The sequence below is a fragment of the Sulfolobus sp. E5-1-F genome, assembly GCF_009601705.1.
In the GTDB taxonomy this organism is placed as follows: Archaea; Thermoproteota; Thermoprotei_A; order Sulfolobales; family Sulfolobaceae; genus Saccharolobus.
Genome location: NZ_CP045687.1, coordinates 791,643 through 816,272 on the forward strand (window position 1 = coordinate 791,643; position 24,630 = coordinate 816,272).

A 24,630-nucleotide genomic window follows, 5' to 3' on the forward strand; every position below is an offset into this window, starting at 1 on the left:
TCACTTAAGAATGAACGAAATTATGGGAGTTTAACGATGCCACTACCTATAATACTAGATGAAAATACCCAAGTTGAAGACTTGATTACTGCATATGCGGAAACGTTTAATGAACGTCCTTCTATTAATCAAGAATATGCCTGGAGAAAACTCTTGGACATACTTAAAGGCCTCAATGTCCATCACCCTATCATAATGGAATATCCAATATTTGTAGAAAGAGTTGACACTATCTTTGTAGATAAAGATAAAGCCTTAGTAGTTGAGGCCAAGGGTTGGAAGAAAGTAGAACGCATTGACGACCTTACTGTAAGAGCTGATGGAGAACTTCGCTTAGATCCATGCTATCAGTTGAATAACTATGTAACTAAATTAAACACTTTCCACTCCTCAGGTATAAAGTTTGATGGTTCACTCTTCCTTTATAATACTGTGGACTACTCCTCTTCAGAATGTGAGATTTTGAGGAACTCTAACGATCTAAAGAAGAAACTTGATAACTATTCGCCGGGAGACACACAAGACGTTTACAAGATAATAAACGGGAAGTTTATATTAACTAAGGACTTTATTGAATTTGTTGCTAAAGTAAAAGAGTATTTAAAAGGGAACGTGGCTAAGGCAATTTTACCTTATGGTTTTGGTCTAACAGAGGAACAAGGATTAATCTTAAGCAAAGTTTTGAAAGCCCTTGAAGATAAAAGTGTAAAGAAGAACTTTCTTATAAGAGGTGGTAGCGGATCTGGCAAGAGCTTATTAGCTGTGACTATCTTCTTGGAAGCGTTAAGCAGAAATTATTTTGTCATCTTATCTTATAAAAATCAAAGATTACTAAACGCTATAAGATTATTATTAAGTGAAAGTCAAAGAAAGCGTAAAGAAAGTGACATTTACGGAAGTAAAGCACAAGGTTTATCCCAGTTTATCATGTTTTACTCAACGGGTTATGGATTCGGAGTGGGAGAGGATAGGTTCCCAGAACGATTAAAGGAAACCTTCGGAAGAGATGTAAGCGATATAGACTTAATTGTATTCGACGAAGCCCAAAGGATGAGCGTTAACGTAATAAAAAATTCTCCCAGAGGGAGGGTTAACGTGTATTTTTATGACGACTCTCAGATATTGATAGGCAATGAAGGAGGGACTGAAGGAAACTTTAAAAAATACTTGAATAACATAGATGAGTATCAATTAACATCATCCATAAGGGTACCTAAAGAGTATATTAGTGCAGTGAAAGGAATACTTGAAGATAGGAAAGTGAGAGTGGAAAATTATGATTTCAGAATATTTGATAACATAGTCCACATGTTAAATGAGCTGAAAAAGAGGAAAGAGGAAGGGAGGAAAGTTGCGTTAATATGTAGCTTTACGGAATCTGAGGGCGACAGCAAAAATAAGACTGATTGGAATTCGACAAAGAACATAAGGATTGGTTATCCATTACAGTCAGGATTTGAATTATACAAGAATACAGGATTAAAGATTAAGTGGCTAATGGACGAGAAAACAGAGTATCCTAAATATTGGAAAGGGGAGTTGGATCCATTAACTTACTGCGCTTCAGTATATGGAGCACAAGGATTTGAGGCCGATTATGTTGGAGTTGTATGGGGAAGGGATATGATATGGAGGAATGGATGGACTGTAAACCCAGATCCAATAACAGATTATGTAGGTCATAGGAACTCGTTGAAGAAAATAGCTAAAGAGGATAAGGCTAAGGCACTTGAACTGCTTAAAAATAGGTACTACGTTATGTTAACTAGGGGTATAAGGGGCGTGTATTTGTTCTTTGAGGATCAAAGAACCGGAGAACATGTAAGGGAATTATTCAGTTAACAGCCCCTTTCTAATAATAATATCCATTTCATAAATGATAGTGGTGGAATATAAGGGGTTAAAAATATATCTTAAGGATAAGGAAAGCCTAAACTCTTTTCTTAAAAAATATGGTATTAGCTTAGAAGAAATAAGCATCGTCAGCGTTAGCTAGGAATTAAACTATAGGTGTTATCTTATATTAGCTTAGCAACTTGCAAGGTGATATATATATATTATTTAAATCTAAAAACTTTTTATATGGAAGAGCTGAATATAATCTAATGATCGGGAAAGTGTATTCGTGCTTAGGTCCTATATATATCAAGATCGCGGAAGAAAAATGTGATGAAAATAATAAGGATGAAGTTATATCAAAATGGAAATATGCGTGCCTTATAGAGTTCTTCGATGAAGAAGGAAACTTGATAGACTCAATAGATCCCAAAGAATTATAAGAATGTTAAATGTAGCATATTAGTCGATAGCAAAGGACGTCGTAATATTTTACTACTGTTTCTAGTTTAGAGTGAATGTTTCATCTCTCCATATAAACATTTGAATCGATAAATTGGCTTAACTAGATTCCTTCTGCATATCATAAAAGAAAAGTTAATAATTTATGTAAAATGATTAGCACGTTATAAGGTTATTTAGATATTATGACAGTTTAGAAATAGATAGTACTTTACGTAAATTTACCTTAAATCACTTAAATCTTAAATATTGACATAGATTCTCTTCAATGAGATTTGAGTAACTATGAATAGTTAAGGCGTACATAGTAGGAATATACCTTAAATCTTACATAGGAAAGATTAAACATTATATACTACACGTAATTTTCAGGAAACTACTAATAGAGATTGAAGTTATTGAAGTAACTGATGACAGGGAAGAAGTTTATGAATTTATTTATGGTGGTATAGTTCCCGTGAAAGAGTTTGATATTTATGTCTAACCTACGGAGGAGTTTGATAATTTTCTTAACGAAAGTCCATTTTTGGCTAACGTATACATGAACGGAGACTTTATCATTAAGAGAATTAACGTTAATGCTGACGTAGAGAGAGTGAGGAAAATAGCAAAAGGGAGTTTGAGGAACTATGCACAGAGGGAAAACGAACAACCTCTATTGCCTACTACAACCTTATATCTCCTTGCACGTTCCCTAAGGATAGACATGAGGTTATTAGATACTGATCAAAAAAAGTGAGAGTAATTTAATCTTATTCGACTTCTGCTTATTGTTCTTTTTGTTGAAGTGAATTTTCATTGTTGAGAGTTTTTGGCGTTATCTACTTTGAACATTATTACTTGTACTAAACTGCTCTCCTTGTTGTTTTGATCTGGTACTTTTAGTCCTAAAGCTACTACTTCTTCTTCTGGCACAACTATCCTTCCACCTTTCTGTACCTTAGTTTTGAAGATTGCGTTTCTCTTAAAAAACGTTATTAAGGAATCCCTCAACGCGTCTTGCAACTGTGATATTATGTTTGAGTCAGACCTTATAGGTGTTCTAGGTTTCTCCTCATAATTCTCCAGAGGTATTAACAGAACTACGACTATATCATCTTCTTTCAAATCACCAGATTTTAGATATTCATTAGGAATAGTTATTCTCCTCCCCGTACCAATATATGCTTTAAACGTAACATTTCTAGCTAAGAGCTTCTCCATTGATTCAACCATTACTGCTTGAGAAAACGATACAATTGCCTTTACTACTTCATTCACATCTATCATATTTAGTAGAGTCTTTATCACCTCTAGGGTAGAAGCTTTGGTATTTTTCTCGCCTTGGCTCATATGCAATATGACTAAATTTGGACATTTAAACCTTTCTATGCCGAAATTTACCGAAATTTATAGTCACACAAACCAAAAAGTTCTTCATTAGTCTGACCAACACCTTTCTGGAACTCATGTAGTACTCATGTTACATAAAACTTCTTTTCGACTAAAAGAGTGCGGACAACAATTTACTTAATTTAAAATAAATTGTTTTTGTACGTGAGGTAAATAATTTTATTTAGCGTAGTACCTTTTCGGTGAGCACATAATGAACATGAAGTATTTCAGTGTTCACCCAAGTTATTTTAATCCTAGGAATATATATGGAAATAACGTGCTCAATGTCCTGCTAGAACGTTTATGAGTTTTCGATTTTCACACCTCATTGAAGATAATATTAGGAAAATTATTAATAATATTACAATACTGTTAGCTGTTTACCTAACGTAATAACCTAAAGTTTTTAACTTTACTCAATTGTGTCTTATTTTGGTTGATTCTGGCTTATAACGCCAAATTCAACCAAAAAATTTTTATTCTATGAAAACCATATATTATAATGGGGTGTTCAAATTTTACCCGTTTGTAATCCCCAATGAAGATGAACTTAAGGGTTTCTTATCTCTTATCAAAGAGTTGGAAACTCTATTCTCTAAAGTCTATCCCGTAATCTCCTTTTACGAGCCCATTATCGGACACAAGAAGAGCACTCTTGATGACAATATGATAGAGCTAATAGGAAGAAATAAGGGCCTATTTAAGGATAGTGACGTAATAGAATTTGCTGACGGGGAAACCATTAATATGATAAAAGAAACCTACACTTCATTATTTGGAATGTTTTACGACAGATATAACATAAATGAGTTTGAGATACAAAATATAGAGAAGGACTTTTCTAGAATTCGATCCCTGATTGAAAAATTGAACCCATTAAGTAATAAGGTTAGTTATTTCTTATCCTCACTAGAAAGTGTTCCGGTAGAGTATCTTCAAAGCCAAGGAATTAAAAACTTAGACCTCCGTGCGAGATATGATGATTTGGAGCTTTGGATTCAAGAGAACTTCTTATACACTGTTATGTTAAATGGAAATCCATTATACTCCTTACTTTCGAGGATAATTGATATTTATGAAATGGCAAGACCATTCGTAAACTTGTTTATTAGAAATATTAAAGAAACGTTTAAAAGTTCATATATTGCCTACCTAAGAACCTTTTATGTTAACCTAAATGATGATAAGGCTAAGATAACTTATAACAATTTGGAGTTCCCTGAAATTAAGAGAGATAAAATTATCTCACTTTTAGGACAAGGTACGTGGTACAAGGTCTTTCATCTCACAAAATTTTCACCCGATGCCTTACATCTTCCTCACCATACCCCACCTACTACTTTTCGTCGATATAGGCGATATCAATATCACCTAAATGAACCACTTGAGACAGTTAGGACGATATGGGTAAGTAATCACATACCTGAACTTCTAGGCGGAAAAAGAAACACTCACTCCTTATCTAGTCCCGCAATTGAGATAGAGGTTTATCCCTAAACCCCATCTAAGGTTATCGTTCTCTAGACTAGATAAGTTTCCTTTGCCAAAAATAGACAAATACAATTCATTTTTTATAGATGAAAATGGCTTGTGATTTTTGAATATATCTTGTTAAAGTACTGTTATATTCTCCCTTCAATACATGTAATTCATTTTTAACTCAACTTAAATTCACAGGTAACAAGTAAACAGATGTCTTCTTATACGTTCTAACTCCATAAGACTAAAGAAGCTTACTGATAATACCAATAAAATGAAAAATATTTTATTATATATTATGTTAATTTCTCTTAACGTCCAGTGAAACAAAAAGTCAGAGACAGTTTTTTACTTTTGGGGGTAGAAGTTACTTCTAGGGGTAGAAGTGCTATTTGATCCTTCACCTAAGGATAACAGAAAAGACTTCTTCGATAGAGAAAATGAAATTGAGAAGTTGAAAGGACTAAGGGCACCGATAACCTTAGTTTTAGGGTTAAGAAGAACTGGAAAATCATCCTTAATAAAGATAGGAATAAACGAGTTGAGTGTGTTCAACAATTTAATTAATTTGAAATTAATCGTATAAGTTGCTTCTATTATAGAAATAAATCCTTTTATTTAGCGTAATACCTTTTTGGGTGAGCACATGCCTAATAAATGGAATATTCCCGTCTAACCCAGGTTATTTTAATCCTATGGAGTATAATATTAATTTTAAGCCAAGATTTCACGTTAGGGAGGAGATCGCATTAGGCTTAGCGAGTTATCTAGCTGGCTTATCCTCTTGGAGGACAACGCTACCACATTCCACCTTGCTTTACTATTACAAGAGGCTTGGTAGGGTTAAGTATGTAGTATCCTTGAGTCTTTACGCTATTGACGAGACTTTTACGTTAGGGGTAATTACTATTACGTTTGGACCGTTAGGGATGTTGTGACAAAGGCTATTCCCTTCTTCATGGCTTGAGGAGTGGTTTTCACGTGTTAATTGTCCTAGTTAACATGAGGGGGGATTGAGGAAATTGCGAGTAGGTACTTTAAGAGGGTTGATCGAGTAGTTTACTTGCATGATGGTTTACCAGTTCTTTGACTGGTTTAATGTTGGGCATAAGAGGGTTTGGTAGGAGGGATTACGCTGAGCAATGACATTAAAGCATAGGCTCTCCTCTATGGACTTTCATTTCCCTTGGAGTTCAAATAGGTTAACGAGTTGGCTCTCTACCTTCTTCCTACTCTACAACATTCTTTACGCTCAAGTGTATTTAGTGGATAGGAGAGTGATAATAAATGCAAATATCTCAAATGCATAAAATTGTTGACCACACTCGCGGCTGGTTATAAAAATCTCTATAAAATTTTACTATTGACATGGGATAAGATGTAGAGACAAGACAACTTGAAAAATTTATATTGAAAACTTGAGTATTCATATCATGGTTTCAAAATGGTTTGAAACTAGGGAAGTGTTTCATAATTATTTTGACCTTGACGATTTAACTGAAAATGGTCTCAAAAGATTAATACAAAGTGTAAGAGACTTCGTTGATAAGGATAGGGTTAATATATGCATTTTTAAGGGACCAGTAGAACACTGGATAGGTTCTATTAAATATTCTATAGAGGAAGAGATAGGCTACACCATATGGGGTGATTATAAGGAAAGTTTCAAAACCAATGTCGAAAATGCATATAGAGATTCATATGCTACTCTGGGATCTGGAAAAAAGAGGACAGAGTATATAATACCTTCTCTCAATAAACTTCTAATAAGCTTTTTCTACGGGATTGAAAATAACATGCTATTAGGATTTGGCCTAGTGACGAGCATTACGTATGATATACTAAAAAGATTTAAGGGATGGAAAGAGGGTAGAGAGTTTGTTTGGGGACAAGAAGAAAATCAAAGGTATTGGACAACCCTTCCAAAAATAAAGGTCCTATATCTAAATGAATCAGTCAGAGAGAACTTATCAGACACAAGTAAGTGGAATCCCTCTGAAAAGGACAAGGAAATTCTACGTAAATTGAAAGATATACCATCGAATCAGTGTCATTACGAGCGCTTAGATAATGACAGATCTCTCATTAACTATATAAAGGATAGAATAAATGATGGTGAGGTAGAAAAAACATTATTGTTTTACGCTAATCTAGTTAATTCGAATTCATTAACGCAATCTAAAAACGAAATCAAATGCCAGATCTCAAATAATAGTTTATCTCAAGATGATGCAAATCTGGTGAAAATGGTTACTGAAGATGTAAGTGATCCAAATCTTTTGCTTCAACTATCTAAATTAGGTAATGTGCTCTATGTTGGACCCCCGGGAACATTTAAAACTACCTTGGCAAAAAGCGTAGCTAAAACAATAACCAATAGCGATGAGTGCTACTCCTTATACACTGCTAATTCACTTTGGTTTAGAAAGGATATTATTGGAGGAGAAACACTAATAAATAACACTGTTTCTTGGTCATCTGGAATCATTATTAAAGCCTACAATAAGGCTTCCAAACTACCTGACAATGCACTCTATTTCGTCATAATAGATGAGTTAAACAGAGCGGACGTAGATAAGGCTTTTGGCGACTTCTTCTCTATGTTCACCTCTTCTCTGCCAGATTACTGGAGTATTCCTTATAGTTTAATCGAGGAAATAGAATCATATCAACACACAGACAAAGAGGCTAAGCAATTTATTGAAAACTACACTCATTACAAAGACAAGCCTTTAAGGAAATTAAGATTTATAGCTACAATGAATCTAATTGACATGAGAAATTTATTTTATGTTGGAGAGGCCATCACGAGAAGATTTATGGTAGTATACTTTGACTTTAACCTAAAAAATAAAGCATCTCTCTTAGTTGATCAATATCAGTGGTTAAGAGACCTAATTCCAAAACTAGTTGAGGCTAGTGAGAAAAAGATCTACATTCCACCCTCAGCAATCCTATCTGCTGCCAAACTTTCCAATGATGCTAATGAATTCAAACAATACTTACTATATATGTTAGGAACATATGATGTGAAGAAAATTAAGAAAGTTAAAAAGATTCTAGGTGTGGACAGTGGGAAATAGGGATACAATACTATTAAATAAGGTCGGGAAATATTACTTACAATATATAGGTGTTTTCTCATTCTCTACACTATTGAAACTTTTCAAAGAAGGCAAAGAAATAAATGACGTTGATGCTACAACGATAAACTACATAAGATCTTACATTGTTTGCCTAGGAGTAAGGAGTACCATTAAAAACGCCCGTAAAGCATTACGAGATAGGATAACGTATAGAGAATTGGGAATTTCTTTTGATAGAGAAATAAGAGGACGTGTAAGTATAAGTCACAGTATTCTCAGTCTACCAAAAAGGCTTTACGCATTTTATTCGTATTTTGAAGGATATAATGCCCCGGAGTACTTTGTAATGGGAAATTTACTGAGGAGAATAATAGAAATAGCGAAAAAATACTTGGACTCTCATAATAAGGAATTATTAGAAACGTTAAGAAAGATAGCGAAAAAATTTCCCAAGGGAGAACTTAGAGAGGAGTTGCCTACAGATCCAATATGGTTAAAAAACGTTTTCAACATTTACTATATCCTTTCTACCTTAGATAAGATTAATATTGGGGTAAGAGGCGATAATGAGGCAAAAATCGTGGAGTTTATAACGTGGAAACTTTACGAGCTTTACATATTTTATCTAGTTCTTAATTACTTAAGAGAAAGAGGCAAAAGCATCAGAGGAATTAATGGAGGAATTGAAATTTCACAATGGAAAATATACTTCAACAGAAGATTAAAGAACTCTAGCTTAAACAAAGTTGATGACTTGGATAGTATCGATAAGTTCAAAGGAAGACCAGATATATCCATTCTTAACGCGAACACCATCATCATTGAATGTAAGTACTCTAATTATCTTCCTTATATTACTGCAGGTAGATTTAAGATAATGGCTTACACGTTTGAATACAATCCGGCAACAGCGATTTTAGTTTACCCTGGTTTAGAAGAAGATTCTATAGAATATGATAGTGAAGATGAGGGAACAAAATTCCTTGATAAAAAAGCCAAAGAGAAAGGATTTGTTGACTTTCAATACAACAACAAAACCCTGTATATTGCTATTATTGATCCTGCTAAGGACGATGATGAAAATATGAAATTGCTTGCTAGAATTTTGGATCAATATATTCATTAACCACCTCAAGGATCTTAACGTCACTTTTCTCTATTTTTAATCTTTCAATTATTATGTTTAGGCTCTCCTCGTCCGGAAAACTCATTTTAATTCCTTTAATTAAGGCTATAATCATGATGATCTAAACAAAAAAGTAATGGAGAGAGTTTATAGAATGTATAGGTACTTCTTTTTCATGATGGAAAAAGCATGGTTTATCAAGATTAAATAGCATAAGTCTTTATTCATCTTCTTGTATATATACACGACCTTTACGAAGATCTTAACTCTCCGAGTTTAATATGTTGAATAAACGAAATAATGGAAATCGTGCAAATGAAGGAAGGCGCTTAATAGGAAATCGACTCTCTCTATTCTTGCTCACTGATTCATTAACATTTTTATACAATATAGTATTCGTTGATCTTCCTCACTTCAATGGAGAAGCAAATAAATTTTTCCGATTTCCTTCTGGAGACCTTAAGGCATAATTTTAGTTAAGACCTACCTTAATGCTTTGGTTCACAGTCTAAGAATTACATCGTCTAATAAGTGAGAAAATCACCTTCATTCATTGAAATCGCGAGAAATGTATCTTTTTTTTAAGTGATGAGTAAAAGGGATATCAGAGAGAATATAATTATAACTCTGTTTACTTTCTTTAAAGCTCTACCATTTCCATTACTTTCAGATTTCTAAAGGCAAAATATCGCTAAACAATTAAAGGCTGGAGGCCCTCTTACTTCATAAAAGAAATGAAGAACTAGATAGCTATTCAGAATTTAACCAGTTATGGCTAAGGAATTTGATTAGTTCACAAGATAAACTGTGGTTCTTGAATTCTCTTCCAATAAGTATTATCATAACACTGTAGATGAGAGTCTAAAGAAGAAAAAATGAATATATGTTTGTTCCGAGAGATTAATAAGATGATAAAATATTATATAAAATAAATAATATAAGTGATATGTTACACTATTAAATGTTTAAAAACACTTTCTATAATATATTCTTATGGAAACTGAGTGTAATTACACTCAACCAGAAAAAACTTCAATAGAAAGTTGGAAAAAATATGTGAGTGATTGTCTAGTTCCAGTTTATGAGAAACTAAAATTGTTACAAGAATTTGGTGATTATTTAGAGCGAAATACTTTAAACAGAAGTTTAGATAGGATTGATCCTCAATTATTACCTTACTTTCTAGGAGGAGTAAATGAAAATGGAGAATATACAAAGGGCTCTCTATCTAGACTTATTAGTTACATGTATAATGAAGAGGTAGATACGAGCAAACTAGCTAATTCTATTAAGGTGGGAATGAAAAACCCATATTCGGAAGTAAATGTGAGAAAAGTATCGAGAAGTAGTTTTATTGATCTACTCAATAAGACGGTTGAAAAGTTAGAATCATTATTCCATAAAGTAAATGTAAATATTGATACTCCCTCCTCTATTGAAATAGAGAGTATTACCAAAAATGTAGATAAGTTCATGCAGACAATTAATGATTACATTTATAAAGCAAAGTTAATCTTACCAATGTACAATTATTATTCTTTTTTAATCGTAACTACTAGACATCTTCCTGCATCTATATTTCTAGATTCTTATCCTCAAGAGCTTGTAGAGAATCGCAACTTAGGGTATGATTTTCTTGGGTTAGGTATCCTTCCCATTCCTTTTATTAGCGATAAAGAACAAAGTTATAGACTGGGACTAACTGGTCATATTAGCAATTCCGTTTCTGACATCATATTCAAGATTATAGCTAATAATTTATTCATGGTTAATAGATTATATAATGTTATAAAAAACAATGAAGAATCATATTTGGTCAAAAAGCCCTTTATCGAAGAGTATTTTCAGTTTATGGTAGATGTATTAAGAAAGTCTTCCATAACAGTTAGTGCTTCTGATATCTTTTATAATTCTTATCATATGGAGATTCACTATAAACAAGATCTTTCAGTCGAAGTATGTTACTCCTCAGCTCCTTCTTATTGTGCGTATAATAGTTATCGGGCTACTTTGAGGAATTATAAAACTATATCCGATATGTACAAGGATCCCGAAATTATATCGAAATTATTTGCAAATGGATATTTAAAAATTGACGCAGGGGATACTCAAAAAGGATTCATAATTATTCTCGATAATTCATTAGGAGAAGGTGGGGTGATATATAATTGAGTGAGAGTCAACAAAGGAGAGATCCTCTGAAATATACAGAAGATGAATCAAGAAGGCAAAATAAAAAAACTAAGTCTGAAGAAATAACTGAAAAGAATGTTAGTGTACATGAATCATCTAATCCTCCTTCAATGACAGAAGATACTCAAAGAAAAATTAACTATACGGTGTGGTCTACTTCGAAAGAATCAGAGATTCCCCTAAATAAAGAGGTTAAAAATGTTAAGAATGAACCTTATCTTTCGCTACCTAAATTATCAATTCCCTCTAGATTCAATATTCCGTCAAAAGAAGTACTTAGATTTAATTACACTATTAACCTCACTAATGAGACTAACATTAATGTTTCGTCACAACAAAAAATTAAATTGAGTATTCCATCCAGTTTTCTGAAAGCGACAAGAGATAATCTAACAATTATTACTGACATGAAATTAATGAATAAAACAAGTGAAGTAAGTGAAAGGAAAGTACTGAAAATTATTCCAACAAGCTTTTGGAAAGTTTCTAATGATAGGTTGATTATAAACCCTACCATTTATCTTACTATTGCTGATACAATCAAGCCTCCTCAAAATAATCGTGAGATCATTCAGTCAGAATCAACTCCAGAACCAACTCAATCTGTGACTGAGTTTGAAGATTTCGAAGAGGATGAGGTATTAAATGGCTTATCTAAGTTTCAATGTTATGGATCATTAGTAATGGTTTATGACGAAATGAAGCAAAAAATTGAGGACAGTTTAGCAACATTGGGCGTAGAAAAGGGTGCAATTTGTGGTAAGGAACTAAAGAAAGTTACGATAACTAATTATAGTTATGAATTATCAAAAATTAAAACGGATGAAGGAGTATTCACTCTGAAACAAGACATCTGTAACGAGATTACTAAGGATCCCCTTGTAAAAGAGGAAATGGATGCCGTTATATCTAGCCTAACAGGGTACAAATTTACTGTTCTCGTTATCCCAAATTGCCTATATGAAATGTACAAACATAAGTTAGTAATGGCGGTAAAGGAGAATTTCACCAGAGAGAAAATACTGACGTTAGCCTATTTAGCATCCGGTCTTGATAAAGACATTGTGAGTGTATTGAATCCCTTTGAGTCCTTCACTGCTGTATTTCATAAATATCAAGAGGATGTACTTTCACGAGGATTAAATTTAGTTTTAAGAAGTAACCTCTCACCACTATTAAAGCCAGGTGAAAATGAATCTTCACTCCATAAGAGTTTAAAGGCAATAATACTTCTACATTTAGTAAAAAATATGAATATCGATACAAAATTTATTAAAGTAGAGGAAGAGATCAATGGCTACATTCCAGACGTTTATGTAGAGAACGAAAAGATAGTTTACGATGCTAAAACGAGTCTTGAAGTTCATCCAGATGATGAAATTAGAGATGTAGTGACAAAGTATTCTAGTTTCGCCAGTGAGATTATTGTAGTAATGAGACCCTTTCCAGTCTTAATTAACTTACCCATTATTGTTAATTTGTTGAAGGAATATAGGAAACAAAACATCAAAGTTGACGTACAAATTCCAGTTAAGGTAGAAGATAAGATAGTTCTAATGCCATTAAGCGAATTCATTAAAAAAGGTAAGGAATTTCAAAAGAGTTTAATGAGAGAAAAAGAAGAGAAGAAGTAAGTCTTGTAAATAGGTAGGGAGTATTACCTTTTTATCTACAAATGCTTTATACTTTTCTTTCACCGAATAAGAAGAATAATAAAGCCCTTTTCATTGAGTATATTTTATGGAAAAACTTGCCACACTTGGCTCAGATAAGTCAGTTACGACAATTAACGCAATAATGGCTGAACTATTGACAGATATAAAGCCTTCACAGATCACAATTTTAAGGGAATCCTCTCCTTATAAGGACATAAGGGATAGTTTAAGAAAAGCGCTTAGCTACATGGGAATTAACGCTGAGGTAAATGACATCGTTATAGGTGAAGGAGTGAAGACGTGGAAGGATAAAATCTCAGAATACGATTTTGACGTTTTAGATATAACGCCAGGAAGAAAGTACATGGCATTGACTGCTGCCAACTACTCTAAGGCTAAGGAAGTAAGATATGTTTATTTAAAAAACGAGGGAGAGGGTTATAGAATATTTGGTTATGTTCCCTTTAATGAAATAAAAATATTTAATATGAGGAGCGGGGATGAGGTTAAATTTACAGCCTTACCTCTTACTACGGTAGTAAACGAAAAGTATTCGGAACTCGATATTGAATCGTTAACAGCTTTATATAATATTCTAAGCCTTCACGGAGAAGTTAAGGTGAAACTTGGGAATGATTATATGGAGGAAAGGGAAGATGAGTTTACAGAGCTGTGTAAGACGAGAAGCGGTATGAAAGCCTTTAAGGAAGAGGAGAAGATACGTGAAATTATAAAAAAGGATGACGTATATTTCGTTGCTGACACTAACGTTTATATACAATTAGGAAATAGGATCAAGAGATTGTTTTACGATAAAGATAAGGGATTTAGGCTATTACCTGCACCCTCAGTCTATAGGGAGTTGAAGTATAAGTTAACGAGTACTCAAAAAGATCCTAATTTAGTGAAATTTAGATTGGGCTATCTAACTTTCAAGGATGGTCATCTCTCAGCCATTAGCGGATTGGAGAATAGGATTAAGGATGCAAGCTACGGAGATGTTGAATTTAAGAAAGAGGTTCAGAGATTGAAAGGTGCAATTGCTAATACCGTTTACGTTGTGACGAGAGATCAGGCTTTAGGTATATCCGTTTCATCGGAGATTAAAACAATTGTGCTTAAAACTAAGGTTGATCGACAAAAGTTCGATATGGGGGAGTTTTTACACTGCATGAGCTTCTATAGTGTCTATTCCAGTTTTAAGGAATCTATCAGAAGGGATTTATTTCTAGAGTTGGATGGAAGGAATATAGTTAAAATTACGAGTGTAGAGGAAGAAAACAAGGTTAATGTCGAAACTTTGGAACCTAAATATAATTATGCAAAAGTGTTAGAAATACTAAGAGGTGCTATATCTTGAAGGATAGTTTATTTAGCCTAGTAAGAGTGTAGTATATTGAGGGTTACTCTTATGGTAACTTTTTTCAAAGCGTGTTAGCTAAAAGTTTTCAAAGTTAATCATGAATTTATTTTGTTTTTATATGTACTATTGAGCGAAGGAAATGGTACTAATTTCAATTCTGTGTAGTTTCTTGAAAATTACGTATAGTATGTACGTTTAATTTTTCCAATGTGAAATCTAAGGCGTGTTTATACTATAAACGCTTGGTGTATTTACGATTATTTAAATCTCTTTGGAGAGAATCTACGTTAGTATTTAATGGATTTGAGGTAAATTTACGTAAGGTATTATCTGTGAGAGCCAATATGGTCTCTATTCTTTAGGAAGGTTCACCAAACTCTAAGATACTCTTTTTAGCTTTAAATTTCATGCAAATGTATATATAACAAAGTACTTCATATAGTCAATTGAAAGTTTTTTAGAAAAATTTAATAATATACTCTAACATTTAAAGTTTGGGGATCACATGTCTTCTGGCTTAAGGATCCCTGAAGAGATATATCAAAAATATGGTGATCTATTTGGAGAAAAGACCATAAATGATAGGATTGTAAGTGTTGAAAAACTGATTGAGGAGCTTGCAGTTGAGTTCTCGGATGAGATAAGGAGAGTTATAAATAAAAGGAGACAATGGCTAGAGTCAAAGGACTCTGTGACCTCAAAGGGTGCTTTTCCATCCTTCGACCAAGTTTTCGTAGATGCAGATGGAAATAGGAGAACTTTTAGGGAAATCATCCAAGGGATGATAGATAATTTCCTTGGTGTGAAGTCAGAATTGAGGTGGAGGTTAAATGATAACGTACCTATACCGAAAGATGCACATCCTCTTAATAATCCAGGATTGGAAATTACTGGTCCTTGGTACCCTCTAAGTAGGGCATATAATCAAATAAATTCAGATGTAGCGTGTGTTATGGAAGATGAGGAAGACGCCTCACCCGCATGGTACATTCCATATGGTTCTGGTAAAACAACTGCTGATGTGTGGGAGGGAAGAAAGAACGTAAAACTCTTCCTCTCCGGAAAAGCTCCAAACCCCTATTACGAAAAGGGGAAAACATATACCATAAGCAAGCCTAGGGATAAGTGGCCAACAATTTTTCACAGACTCCCTGGATTACACCTATTGGATTTCGACATAACGTTGAACGGTAAACCAGTACCAGCTATAATTGTTTCAGCCGTTATATATACCCTAAATAACTACAATAGCCTAAAGAGTGCGGGTTCTGGAGTTTATTTCTATCTACCTAAAACACAGACTCCAGATGAGGCATTGGTAATAGAGAAGATCCTCAGAAGAATTGAGTCGAAGTTAGGATTGAAGATAGGTACTCTTAAGATAGCTCTTCTTTACGAGGAGGTTAATGCGGGAAGATATTTCCCGGTAATACTGTGGATATTCAGAGAGAGGTTAATCAAATCAAATAATGGTAGATGGGACTATTTAGGAAGTTTAATTGAGATGTGGCTACAAGAGAAAGTACTTCCTGATCCTCAAAACATCACCATGACTTCCCCTAACATGATGGCATATCAAAAATATAACGCACTTATTATGTTATTAGCTGGAGCAAAGGATGGTGAAGCTGATTCCGCTCCAGTCGGTGGTATGGCTGCTGTAATGCTATATCCTCAGACTGATCCATTTGGAAGAAATAGGTACAACTTGAAGGCATTGAGGGGGATAAAGTTAGATAAGTTAAGGGAAAGGTTAATAGGGCTTATCTTCATAACGGATAAAAAAGTCGAAGGTAAAGTCACTTTAGAGGATATAATAAGCGGAAAAGTAAAGGGTAAACTTTATGACATGTTTAGACAAAGTTGGGTAGCGACTAAGGAAGAAGCTTACGTAGAGGCAGGGACTAAACCATTGAGGGCGGGATTAGAGGAATTGCAGAAGATGATCGATGCTCCAGTTAACTATATTGAAGTAGAAGGAACCAAATTGCCCACTGTGGATAGTGGTCTAACTCCAGAGGAGAGGGCGTTATTCCAGAAACTTGGTCTAATTGATGAAAGAGGAAAGATAACGCCTTGGGTTATAAGTAAGGATATGATTGACACTCCAGAAAAGCTATTGTTTAATAAGGAGTTGTGGGGTGGAAAGGATCTATGGCATGCATTGTATGACATTCCAGAGGGAGATATTACACCGGAACACGTTCAACACGCATTCTACATGGCAGCTAATTATGGTTTCCAATTATTGAATGGTAACTTGGCTGCTGCGATCGATGATTACGAATTGAAGCAAAGGTTTATGAACGATCTAGCCACATATAGAATATTCACCTCTTGGCTGTGGAGTATAATAAATAGGGATGCTAGCTTCACGAAGGATGGATACATTAAGGGACCAAAGCTGACCAAAGATGGTGTAATTCCAGCTGAGGATGTCATGAAGGTTACTAAGGGAACTAAGGTAAAGGATGTATTTGAGAAAATATGGGAGTTACACTTAGATTGGACGTATGAATTTTACAAGGAGCAAGATATGAGAGCGGCTAGGAGAATAGCTGAAACTTTTGGAAAGACGAATAATATCTCCACGGTGGAGGAAGTTTATAAAGTGATATCAAAAGCCTATAGTTCGGGACCATTTAGAGAGATGTCAGTTAAGGAAGCTGCTCAAAAGATAGCGAAGATTCTTAACGCTAACGCTTCTGAAATTGAAGAGGAGCTCATTAACTTAGCTCCGAGATTTGACAGAGCTATGGCACCAGTAATTATGGAAATATTGATGAGACAGATGTTATATCCCAAGTACATAATGAATAGCGGGAAGATTCTCTTCGTACTTTCTCCATTAGATCCAGAGAGGAGAGCAAAGGTAATGGATAGTATATTCTCGTTTAGAGCAATGGTTGAAGATAAGGTGAGGAGAGGGGAGCTAGATAAGTGGATACTGGAGTTATATGATTATATATACGACAATTATTTTTAACCAATTTAACTTCCTGTCTTCCAATAAATGTTTTAAAAAGATTTCAAGGTGACGTAGTACCCTTTTTTAACTTGACTCATTTTAACTAAAAACTTTGATTCTTCCCTAGGTTTAAGTTGGAAAAATTTATTAGTGAAGAGGAGTAAAGTTCTAGTTTCAAACTTACTAAAAAGTGTTTACTCTCTCAATTTAGCATAAAAAGGTTCTTACTATTGCTTTATAAGTCAACAGAAATTACTTTCAACTTTAGAGTACCATGAAAAGAATTTTTTCAATTGATTCTTCACGTCAACGTTAATAATAAATTCCTTAAAATATGAATACTTTTTTATACACATCAACAGGTTGACTAAAAGTATCTATATCAAAGGAAGAATAATATATACAAATTTCGTTTAAGTTTATATATTAAAAGTTGTGTATATAGATTAGGAATGGAAAAATGAACATTCAAGATAAATGGAAGGAGGAAGCTAAAAGGCTCGAATACGAGTGGTCTGAAAATCCCAGATGGAATGGGATAAAGAGAAATTATAGTGCAACAGATGTAGTTAAATTGAGAGGATCTGTTCAAATCGAATACACCTTGGCTAAGTTAGCTTCCCAAAAACTTTGGAACTTACTGAATACCGAACCCTATGTGGGAACATTCGGAGCTTTAACGGGATCACAGGCAGTTGAAATGGCTAAGGCTGGAATTAAAGCCATCTACGTAAGTGGGTGGCAAGTAGCAGCAGATAATAACTTAGCAAATCAAACTTATCCAGATTTGAGTCTATACCCGTCTAACAGTGTTCCAAACCTAGTAAGGAGGATAAATAACGCACTTTTAAGGGCTGATCAAATAGCCTGGAGTGAAGGTAGGCACGATATCGATTACTTATTGCCTATTGTTGCAGATGCTGAAGCGGGTTTTGGTGGCCCAATTCACGCTTTCGAATTAACAAAAGCCTTGATAGAGGCGGGAGTTGGAGGTGTGCATTTTGAAGATCAATTGGCTGCGGAGAAAAAATGTGGACATTTAGGAGGGAAAGTTCTGATTCCAGTAAGCGCATTTATACGAATACTAAATGCAGCGAGATTAGCTTCTGATGTATTGGGAGTGCCGATTATACTAATAGCGAGAACAGATGCGTTAAATGCTAAATACCTATCTAACGATGTAGATGACATTGATAGGCAGTTCATGACTGGAAGAAGAGCGAAAGAGGGATATTATGAGATTAAAGGAGGTATTGAATACGCTATAGCTAGAGGACTAGCTTATGCACCCTATGCTGATTTGTTATGGTTTGAGACTTCTAAGCCAGATTTAGAGGAAGCGAGACAATTTGCAGAGGCTATTCACGCACATTATCCCGGTAAGATGTTAGCCTATAATCTTTCCCCTTCATTTAACTGGAAGAAATTTATGGATGACTCGAAAATTAGTAAGTTCATGGATATGCTAGGAGAAATGGGCTATAAGTTCCAGTTCATTACACTAGCAGGATGGCACCTAATTAACTATTATACTTTCAAGTTAGCTAAAGCTTACAAGAACGAGGGAATGTCAGCGTATGTAAGGTTACAAGAATTAGAATTTCAAGCACAAGCAGAGGGTTATACAGCAGTAAGTCATCAGAAAGAAGTTGGAACAGATTACTTCGACCTTGTGTTGACTATAGCGTCTGGTGGAGAAGCGTCTACTACTGCAATGGAAGGTTCTACGGAAGCTGAACAATTCGTAGAGGTAAAGCAAAAAATATTGAAATAGGATAGGTAAAGAGTTCTTCTTTTTTAATAACTTCTTATCATTCACTCCTCTCTCAATCCATATACCACTTTACGGATCTTCATCGTGGCCTGATCCTTATACTCTGAGGAGTTCCATATATACTTCTCAGAAGTCTTGAATGAATCTTCAGACCTCACGACAAATCTTCTTTATGCGATTTAAAATGTAAAGTACAAGGTATATATAAGAAGAGAAGACTTTTTGGAAAAAATAATAATAACTTATTTAACGTCTTTTTGACTCATTATCTAAACGGACTTTTCTCTAGTTGATTCAATTATCTCTTCAATAGCAAGTGTTCTAAACCCGCTTCTTATAGCCCAGAAGTAACCTATTAAGATAACAACAATAGCCACTAAAGTATCATACGGGAAGGGAATTACAGTATATAGTCCAAAACCACCGAAGTGAGATATTATATACATAGCTAAGATTAAGTATATTACCCACCAGCCAGCGTTAATTTCCTTCTTAACATCTGGTTTTACGGACATAAGCAAGAACACCATATTTCCTATCAATAGTGCTGCGGTTATGATATAGTAAATTGCGAAGAACGTATTATTTGCTGTGCTTAATCCACTAGTCTGATAGAAGAATTCTATAGCTAAGACTAAGGTTATTACTAAGTCAGCTATACCTAATCCAATTGCTGGTCCTCTTTTAACTCCAAGCTCCTTTACTGCATAGAACAAGAAGAATATTGGTAATCCTAGGAATATACCAGTAAATACGTAGAAAAGCGTACCAAAACTCGACCAGTAAACTATTAATCCAGCTGCTAATGTGGCGATAGGGGCAATGATTGAAGCGGCAGGCAATCTGTAAGGTCTATTTAACTCTTATGCATGTTTTCTTAAGACTGCCAGACCAATACAACCCATAATATACGTTAGTACCGTAGCTGAGGAGATAAAACCTACTAAGGCATACCAAGATGGGAATGGTAGTAGAAATATTGCGTTAATTATTAGAGCTGCTATCAGTGATAATACAGGTATTTTTGTCTTCCCAATTCTTAAGAATATTTCTGGTAAGTAACCGTTAGACGCGAAAGCGTATATAGTTCTTGCAGACGTACCAGTGTAAATCCAACCAGTACCAGATGGAGAAATTATGGCATCGATTGTTAGAATTATTCCCCACGCTGCAAATAAAGCAGCTATTGGTCCTAAAACTGGTGCTGTTTTGAATAATATTAGGTAAGGAGCAGAAGATATTGCAACTCCAGAGGAAGTTATTGCGGTTTTTAAAGCTGACCAATTTCAGGGAACTACTGGAACTAGCTTTCCAGATTCATTTAAGTATAATGCACTCCAGTTGATGCCAGAGATGAAACCAACCTGGAGGAGTGTATACAATACTACTGCAATGAGAAGAGCTCCAATAACTGCAAATGGAATATCCTTACTAGGGTTTCTTCCTTCCCCACCGTATTCAACTGCTTGCCTAAATCCTAAATACGCGAATATTACACCAGTAGTTGGTATAGCGAATAGTACTGCATCTAATCCAAATATTCCACTTGGACCTCCAGCTACATATTGTGCTGAAGGAAAGAAACCATTTAATGTGAAGTTAGCTGGATGAGAGTCAAACGCTAGAACTAATACTACAGTCAATGTTGGTATTAATAATTTCCACCATCCGGCTCCATGAGTGACTTTTCCTAAAACGTTTACACCATAATAGTTGAGGAAGAAGAAAATTATTAAGAGAAGAATGGCCAATCCAATTCCTTCTGGAGTTAGAATTGTAATTGGTGCACCGTTAAAGTAACCTATAGTTGTCAATGATGGTATATAAGCAGCAATATAAGTTACTACAGCTTCTGTCTCAATTGCGGGTACTGAAACGGCTGAAAGGAAATAAGCCCACGTCATGAGATATCCTACTAATCCTCCGTAGGTGTAATGGGGATATCTTGTAATTCCGCCGCTTTTTGGTATTGCAGAACCTATCTCAGCGTATGTTAATCCAATAAAAAGTACTAATATACCAGCAATTATCCAGCTTAAAATTGCAGCACCTCCAGCATATGCTGCAGTACCTAAGGCAGCGAACAACCATCCAGAACCAATGATTCCTCCTAGAGATAAAAAAAGTAACTCAAACTTTCCTAAGGCTTTTTTAATTGCTTATCTGATTCAATACCTAAATCTTTTGCACCTTTAATTCTTTATTAGCCATAAGTAAATATAAGACCGTTAGTTTATAAATTTTAAACATTTTAGCCAACTCTATGAATATTAAGATTCAAATAAGATCCGTTATTCATTTAAACGTTTGTAAATTCGATGCATTTGGTTGAATGAATAAATTTACGCTTTCATAGAGGCTCTTAAAAAATAATTTGCGAAGAAAATGACAAAATATTATTATTTATAATATCATCATTAATTTAAATATGAACGTAATTTGCTTAAATCGAAGTCAAACTCAGGATTGACGTTATCACAATTCTACTACATTAATCCCATAAAAAAGCGTTAACCATTAAGAGAGTAGTAGAATCTAAATTGGATCTCAGTAGGATCTCATAATGTAAATCCTCAACATCTGGGCTTCAGTATCGGAATTTCTTTCATCTTGATATAAACTAAAAAAACTAGGATAGTAGTGAACTGACATTAGCCCCATTAAAATATATTATATTGTACTAAAGTAGAAGAAAAATAATACTTTTTCTAATTTAGCCTGGTTATATTTTATTTACTGCGTAATTTTAGCTAAAAATGAAATCCCCATACTGATGTAAGAGTAAATGTAATATCTACCTGTAACTCAAAGTTTCGATTCAGCCTTATTATTTATTATTGGAAATCCCTCTATTAACGTTTACTAAGGATGGTAGTAATATCTAATTACAATCGAAAAGCATTTTTAAGCGGTAAGTCTGAATTATATACATGAAGAAAAATGCCGATTATAGTTAGAAAGGTTCATAAAAAGGATGATGGTAGTACTGTTTGGATTAGGGTTGGAGAGTCTCCTCCAGTTATAAAGGATGGAAATGTGATTGATGGTGGGTTTTTCATAAGGGTTGGGGATGATAAGAGTGATAAGATAATTAGATTATCTGATCAGGAGGCTTTAGATATTGCTTATAGGATAATAGAGGCTTATAGGAGACATGTCAGGATTTACGCTAAACTAGATGAACTCTCATATGAAGAGTATAAGAGAAGGAAGGAGGTTATAAAAGATGAGGATGAGGATGAGATTGAGAAGATAGAGGAAAAAAAGAATTTAACTCCAGAAAAAATTGAAACGGAGTTAATAAAGTACTTAATAACTGTAGGAGGGGAAACAACATTAGATAAGATCAGGGAAGACCTAGGAGAGGAATACGCAGCATATTTAAAAACGATGAAAAATAAAGGAATAAAAGTTGAAGGGATTAAAGTAAAACTCGACAGTAACCTTAAAGATACTTAGATAAAAATTCTATACCATCTAGAGTGAACTACTCCGCCCTTGCGGACGGAGCATCCCCACCTCACGATGAGGATTTCCTGCTTCTTCCGGGAAACTTGCTATACACTCCCTCTGAGAAGGGAATGTATAGTAGAGGTTTCCCGTCCACAGGCACTAAGGGCAGTCCCGACCCCGCACAAAGAATATTTAGAGAAGCATTATAATCACGATCTGCCACCCAACCACAGCTTGGACAAACAAATGTTCTGTCAGCAAGAGTAAGGTCGTTTCTCACATAACCACATCTCGCGCACATCCTTGACGTGTTCCTTGGGTCTACCTTCACCACCCTCCTACCAGCTCTTTCAGCCTTGTAGGAGAGGTGATGAAGGAAGAGGGAGAAGTTTGAGTGAAGAATATGCTTCCTAAGGGTCTTGCTTTTTGGTCTCTCTACCATTTGTTTGGTTTCCAGATCTTCAACGTAAATCTCGTCATATTGTTCCACTAGCCATGTGGTTATCTTGTGTATGTAATCGTTCATAACGTTCTTGGCGTGTTCGTGAAGTTTTGCGAGCTTAACCCTAGTCTTTTCATAGTTTTTAGAACCTTTCTTTTTCCTAGATAATATTCGTTGGATAAGACGTATTTTCTTCTCGATCTTGTCGAACACTTTTGGATTTTCTATAACAATACCATCTGATGTTGTAACTAGTTTCTCAACACCAACGTCAACACCTACTCTCCTACCGTTACTTGGTAATGGTTTCTTTTCAACTTCGGTTTGAAATACAGCATACCAGCCTGTAGCATTTTTCACTATAAGCACTCCCTTCACTCTCCCTTCTAAAGGTCTGTGAAAGAGCACCTTTACGGAACCTATCTTTGAGAGAATTAGCTTATCTCCCTCAACCTTGAAGCCAGATTGGTTGTAGTTTATGAACTTGAGGATCTTCTTATATCTGAGCTTACCGACTTTCTTTCCTTTCTTCTTGAGTTCGTGAAGTGCTCTAATATTATACCACAATACATTGTTTACCATTTGGAGGGCCTTTGAGTATACCAGTTCCTTTCCCTCCACTTTCAAGTCCTTGATCATTGCTTGGGTGTCACTTGGGGTTACATTCTTTCCCTCTCTTCTCGCTTTCGTAATAACGTCTAACAACGTGTTGTAAACTTTTGCTTCAACTTGCATTACTCTGAGGAGTTTTTCTTCTACTTCTTTAGACGGGTAAATCTTGTACTTGAAGGATAGGTGTACTACGTTACTTTTTCCCTTGGCTCTCCACATAGTTCTCCTCTAACGTAACTTGTCCGCTAGTTGCTAAAAAGTAGGATGGGGACCATAGATGCCCCTTCCATAACTTGTGGAAATTTTCTCTGTATCTCCCTTGAGGTTATTGTCTTTATAGCGTTTATGTACCTTGGTATGTCAAGGGTTGGCTTAGCCTTGAATAACATGTGGAAGTGATCTTTATCAACGCTAATGTCTATAACTTCTACTTCGAATGTTTTGCTTATTTCAAGAATTGTTTCTTTCAAGAAATTTATGATCTCCTCATTGTCGAACACTTTCCTGCGGTACTTGACTACTTGGACATAGTGGTAGTAAAGCACGTAAACTGAATGTGCATTTCTGTCCAATCTTTTCCGCATAGTTACATGTATTTTTCAAAAACTATAAAAATCTTTCTATAAGGGGGCTATCCATCCGGAAGGGGACTTTCGCCCCCTTAACCCCCATAAAGTTAAAGTCAGTCATTAGTTATTAAGCAAATATATTATTATTATCGTTGATAGTATTAATTAATAGTAGTTTACGTAAATTTACCTCTCCCTTGAATCTTAAATACTGACATAGATTCTCTTCAAGAAGATT

At 34.8% G+C, this 24,630-nt stretch carries 15 protein-coding genes and 3 pseudogenes; 14 read left to right on the forward strand and 4 right to left on the reverse strand.

What is annotated here, in order from left to right; translation table 11 throughout:
* The first annotated feature begins 36 nt into the window (after positions 1 to 36).
* The 3 genes from GFS03_RS04200 (at position 37) to GFS03_RS04205 (ending at position 3,037) form a co-directional block, all read left to right on the forward strand.
* Positions 37 to 1,842: a DUF2075 domain-containing protein gene (locus GFS03_RS04200; RefSeq protein ID WP_153422650.1), complete on the forward strand. Its 1,806-nt coding sequence runs from the start codon at positions 37 to 39 to the stop codon at positions 1,840 to 1,842.
* 263 nt (positions 1,843 to 2,105) lie between these two features.
* Entirely contained in the window at positions 2,106 to 2,279 is a 174-nt protein-coding gene (locus GFS03_RS13325; protein WP_167738479.1) for a hypothetical protein, read from the forward strand.
* A 545-nt stretch (positions 2,280 to 2,824) separates the two neighbouring features.
* Positions 2,825 to 3,037: a hypothetical protein gene (locus GFS03_RS04205; protein ID WP_153422651.1), complete on the forward strand. Its 213-nt coding sequence runs from the start codon at positions 2,825 to 2,827 to the stop codon at positions 3,035 to 3,037.
* Positions 3,038 to 3,093: 56 nt separating this feature from the next.
* On the opposite strand, the gene GFS03_RS04210 is transcribed toward GFS03_RS04205, so the two are convergent.
* Positions 3,094 to 3,630: a hypothetical protein gene (locus tag GFS03_RS04210; RefSeq protein WP_153422652.1), complete on the reverse strand. Its 537-nt coding sequence runs from the start codon at positions 3,628 to 3,630 to the stop codon at positions 3,094 to 3,096.
* Positions 3,631 to 4,155: 525 nt separating this feature from the next.
* Between GFS03_RS04210 and GFS03_RS04215 the strand changes: the two genes are divergently transcribed.
* The 10 genes and pseudogenes from GFS03_RS04215 (at position 4,156) to aceA (ending at position 19,316) form a co-directional block, all read left to right on the forward strand.
* Entirely contained in the window at positions 4,156 to 5,169 is a 1,014-nt protein-coding gene (locus tag GFS03_RS04215; RefSeq protein WP_153422653.1) for a hypothetical protein, read from the forward strand.
* A gap of 367 nt (positions 5,170 to 5,536) precedes the next feature.
* Positions 5,537 to 5,737, forward strand: coding sequence for a hypothetical protein (locus GFS03_RS04220; RefSeq protein ID WP_238699192.1), 201 nt, complete (start codon positions 5,537 to 5,539; stop codon positions 5,735 to 5,737).
* A gap of 60 nt (positions 5,738 to 5,797) precedes the next feature.
* A pseudogene (locus GFS03_RS04225) lies at positions 5,798 to 6,461 on the forward strand (IS6 family transposase).
* A 123-nt stretch (positions 6,462 to 6,584) separates the two neighbouring features.
* A complete protein-coding gene (locus tag GFS03_RS04230; RefSeq protein ID WP_153422654.1) occupies positions 6,585 to 8,234 on the forward strand; it encodes an AAA family ATPase in 1,650 nt (549 codons plus the stop codon).
* Positions 8,224 to 9,363 carry a hypothetical protein gene (locus GFS03_RS04235; RefSeq protein WP_153422655.1) on the forward strand — a complete coding sequence of 380 codons (1,140 nt, stop codon included), beginning with the start codon at positions 8,224 to 8,226 and terminating at the stop codon, positions 9,361 to 9,363. Before GFS03_RS04230 ends, GFS03_RS04235 begins: the two co-directional genes overlap by 11 nt.
* Before the next feature lie 993 nt (positions 9,364 to 10,356).
* Positions 10,357 to 11,535, forward strand: a complete 1,179-nt coding sequence (locus tag GFS03_RS04240; protein WP_238699194.1) for a hypothetical protein — start codon at positions 10,357 to 10,359, stop codon at positions 11,533 to 11,535.
* Entirely contained in the window at positions 11,532 to 13,190 is a 1,659-nt protein-coding gene (locus GFS03_RS04245) for a hypothetical protein (protein WP_153422656.1), read from the forward strand. The genes GFS03_RS04240 and GFS03_RS04245 overlap by 4 nt, the downstream gene beginning before the upstream one ends.
* Before the next feature lie 106 nt (positions 13,191 to 13,296).
* A complete protein-coding gene (locus GFS03_RS04250; protein ID WP_153422657.1) occupies positions 13,297 to 14,571 on the forward strand; it encodes a hypothetical protein in 1,275 nt (424 codons plus the stop codon).
* A 508-nt stretch (positions 14,572 to 15,079) separates the two neighbouring features.
* Positions 15,080 to 17,560, forward strand: a complete 2,481-nt coding sequence (locus tag GFS03_RS04255) for a malate synthase (protein ID WP_153422658.1) — start codon at positions 15,080 to 15,082, stop codon at positions 17,558 to 17,560.
* Positions 17,561 to 18,002: 442 nt separating this feature from the next.
* Positions 18,003 to 19,316: an isocitrate lyase gene (gene aceA, locus GFS03_RS04260; RefSeq protein ID WP_153422659.1), complete on the forward strand. Its 1,314-nt coding sequence runs from the start codon at positions 18,003 to 18,005 to the stop codon at positions 19,314 to 19,316.
* 269 nt (positions 19,317 to 19,585) lie between these two features.
* Here the strand turns inward: aceA and GFS03_RS04265 are convergent.
* Positions 19,586 to 21,513, reverse strand: a pseudogene (locus GFS03_RS04265) (APC family permease).
* Positions 21,514 to 22,256: 743 nt separating this feature from the next.
* On the opposite strand from GFS03_RS04265, the gene GFS03_RS04270 reads away from it, so the two are divergent.
* Complete coding sequence (locus tag GFS03_RS04270) at positions 22,257 to 22,775, forward strand: hypothetical protein (RefSeq protein ID WP_153422660.1); 519 nt, start codon at positions 22,257 to 22,259, stop codon at positions 22,773 to 22,775.
* A 61-nt stretch (positions 22,776 to 22,836) separates the two neighbouring features.
* Here the strand turns inward: GFS03_RS04270 and GFS03_RS04275 are convergent, their stop codons facing one another.
* Both GFS03_RS04275 and tnpA read right to left on the reverse strand, forming a co-directional pair.
* Positions 22,837 to 24,042 (reverse strand): RNA-guided endonuclease InsQ/TnpB family protein, encoded by a 1,206-nt coding sequence (locus GFS03_RS04275; protein WP_153422661.1) that lies wholly within the window; start codon positions 24,040 to 24,042, stop codon positions 22,837 to 22,839.
* Positions 24,017 to 24,407 (reverse strand): annotated as a pseudogene (tnpA, locus tag GFS03_RS04280) (IS200/IS605 family transposase). Before tnpA ends, GFS03_RS04275 begins: the two are co-directional and overlap by 26 nt.
* Between the last annotated feature and the right edge of the window lie 223 nt (positions 24,408 to 24,630).

Bases quoted from the DNA above. Each gene is read 5' to 3' on its own strand.
- aceA (WP_153422659.1), top strand. From the start codon at position 18,003: ATGAACATTCAAGATAAATGGAAGGAGGAAGCTAAAAGGCTCGAATAC.
- GFS03_RS04270 (WP_153422660.1), top strand. From the start codon at position 22,257: ATGCCGATTATAGTTAGAAAGGTTCATAAAAAGGATGATGGTAGTACT.
- GFS03_RS04255 (WP_153422658.1), top strand. From the start codon at position 15,080: ATGTCTTCTGGCTTAAGGATCCCTGAAGAGATATATCAAAAATATGGT.
- GFS03_RS13325 (WP_167738479.1), top strand. From the start codon at position 2,106: ATGATCGGGAAAGTGTATTCGTGCTTAGGTCCTATATATATCAAGATC.
- GFS03_RS04275 (WP_153422661.1), bottom strand. From the start codon at position 24,042: ATGTGGAGAGCCAAGGGAAAAAGTAACGTAGTACACCTATCCTTCAAG.
- GFS03_RS04200 (WP_153422650.1), top strand. From the start codon at position 37: ATGCCACTACCTATAATACTAGATGAAAATACCCAAGTTGAAGACTTG.
- GFS03_RS04230 (WP_153422654.1), top strand. From the start codon at position 6,585: ATGGTTTCAAAATGGTTTGAAACTAGGGAAGTGTTTCATAATTATTTT.
- GFS03_RS04215 (WP_153422653.1), top strand. From the start codon at position 4,156: ATGAAAACCATATATTATAATGGGGTGTTCAAATTTTACCCGTTTGTA.
- GFS03_RS04250 (WP_153422657.1), top strand. From the start codon at position 13,297: ATGGAAAAACTTGCCACACTTGGCTCAGATAAGTCAGTTACGACAATT.
- GFS03_RS04240 (WP_238699194.1), top strand. From the start codon at position 10,357: ATGGAAACTGAGTGTAATTACACTCAACCAGAAAAAACTTCAATAGAA.
- GFS03_RS04210 (WP_153422652.1), bottom strand. From the start codon at position 3,630: ATGAGCCAAGGCGAGAAAAATACCAAAGCTTCTACCCTAGAGGTGATA.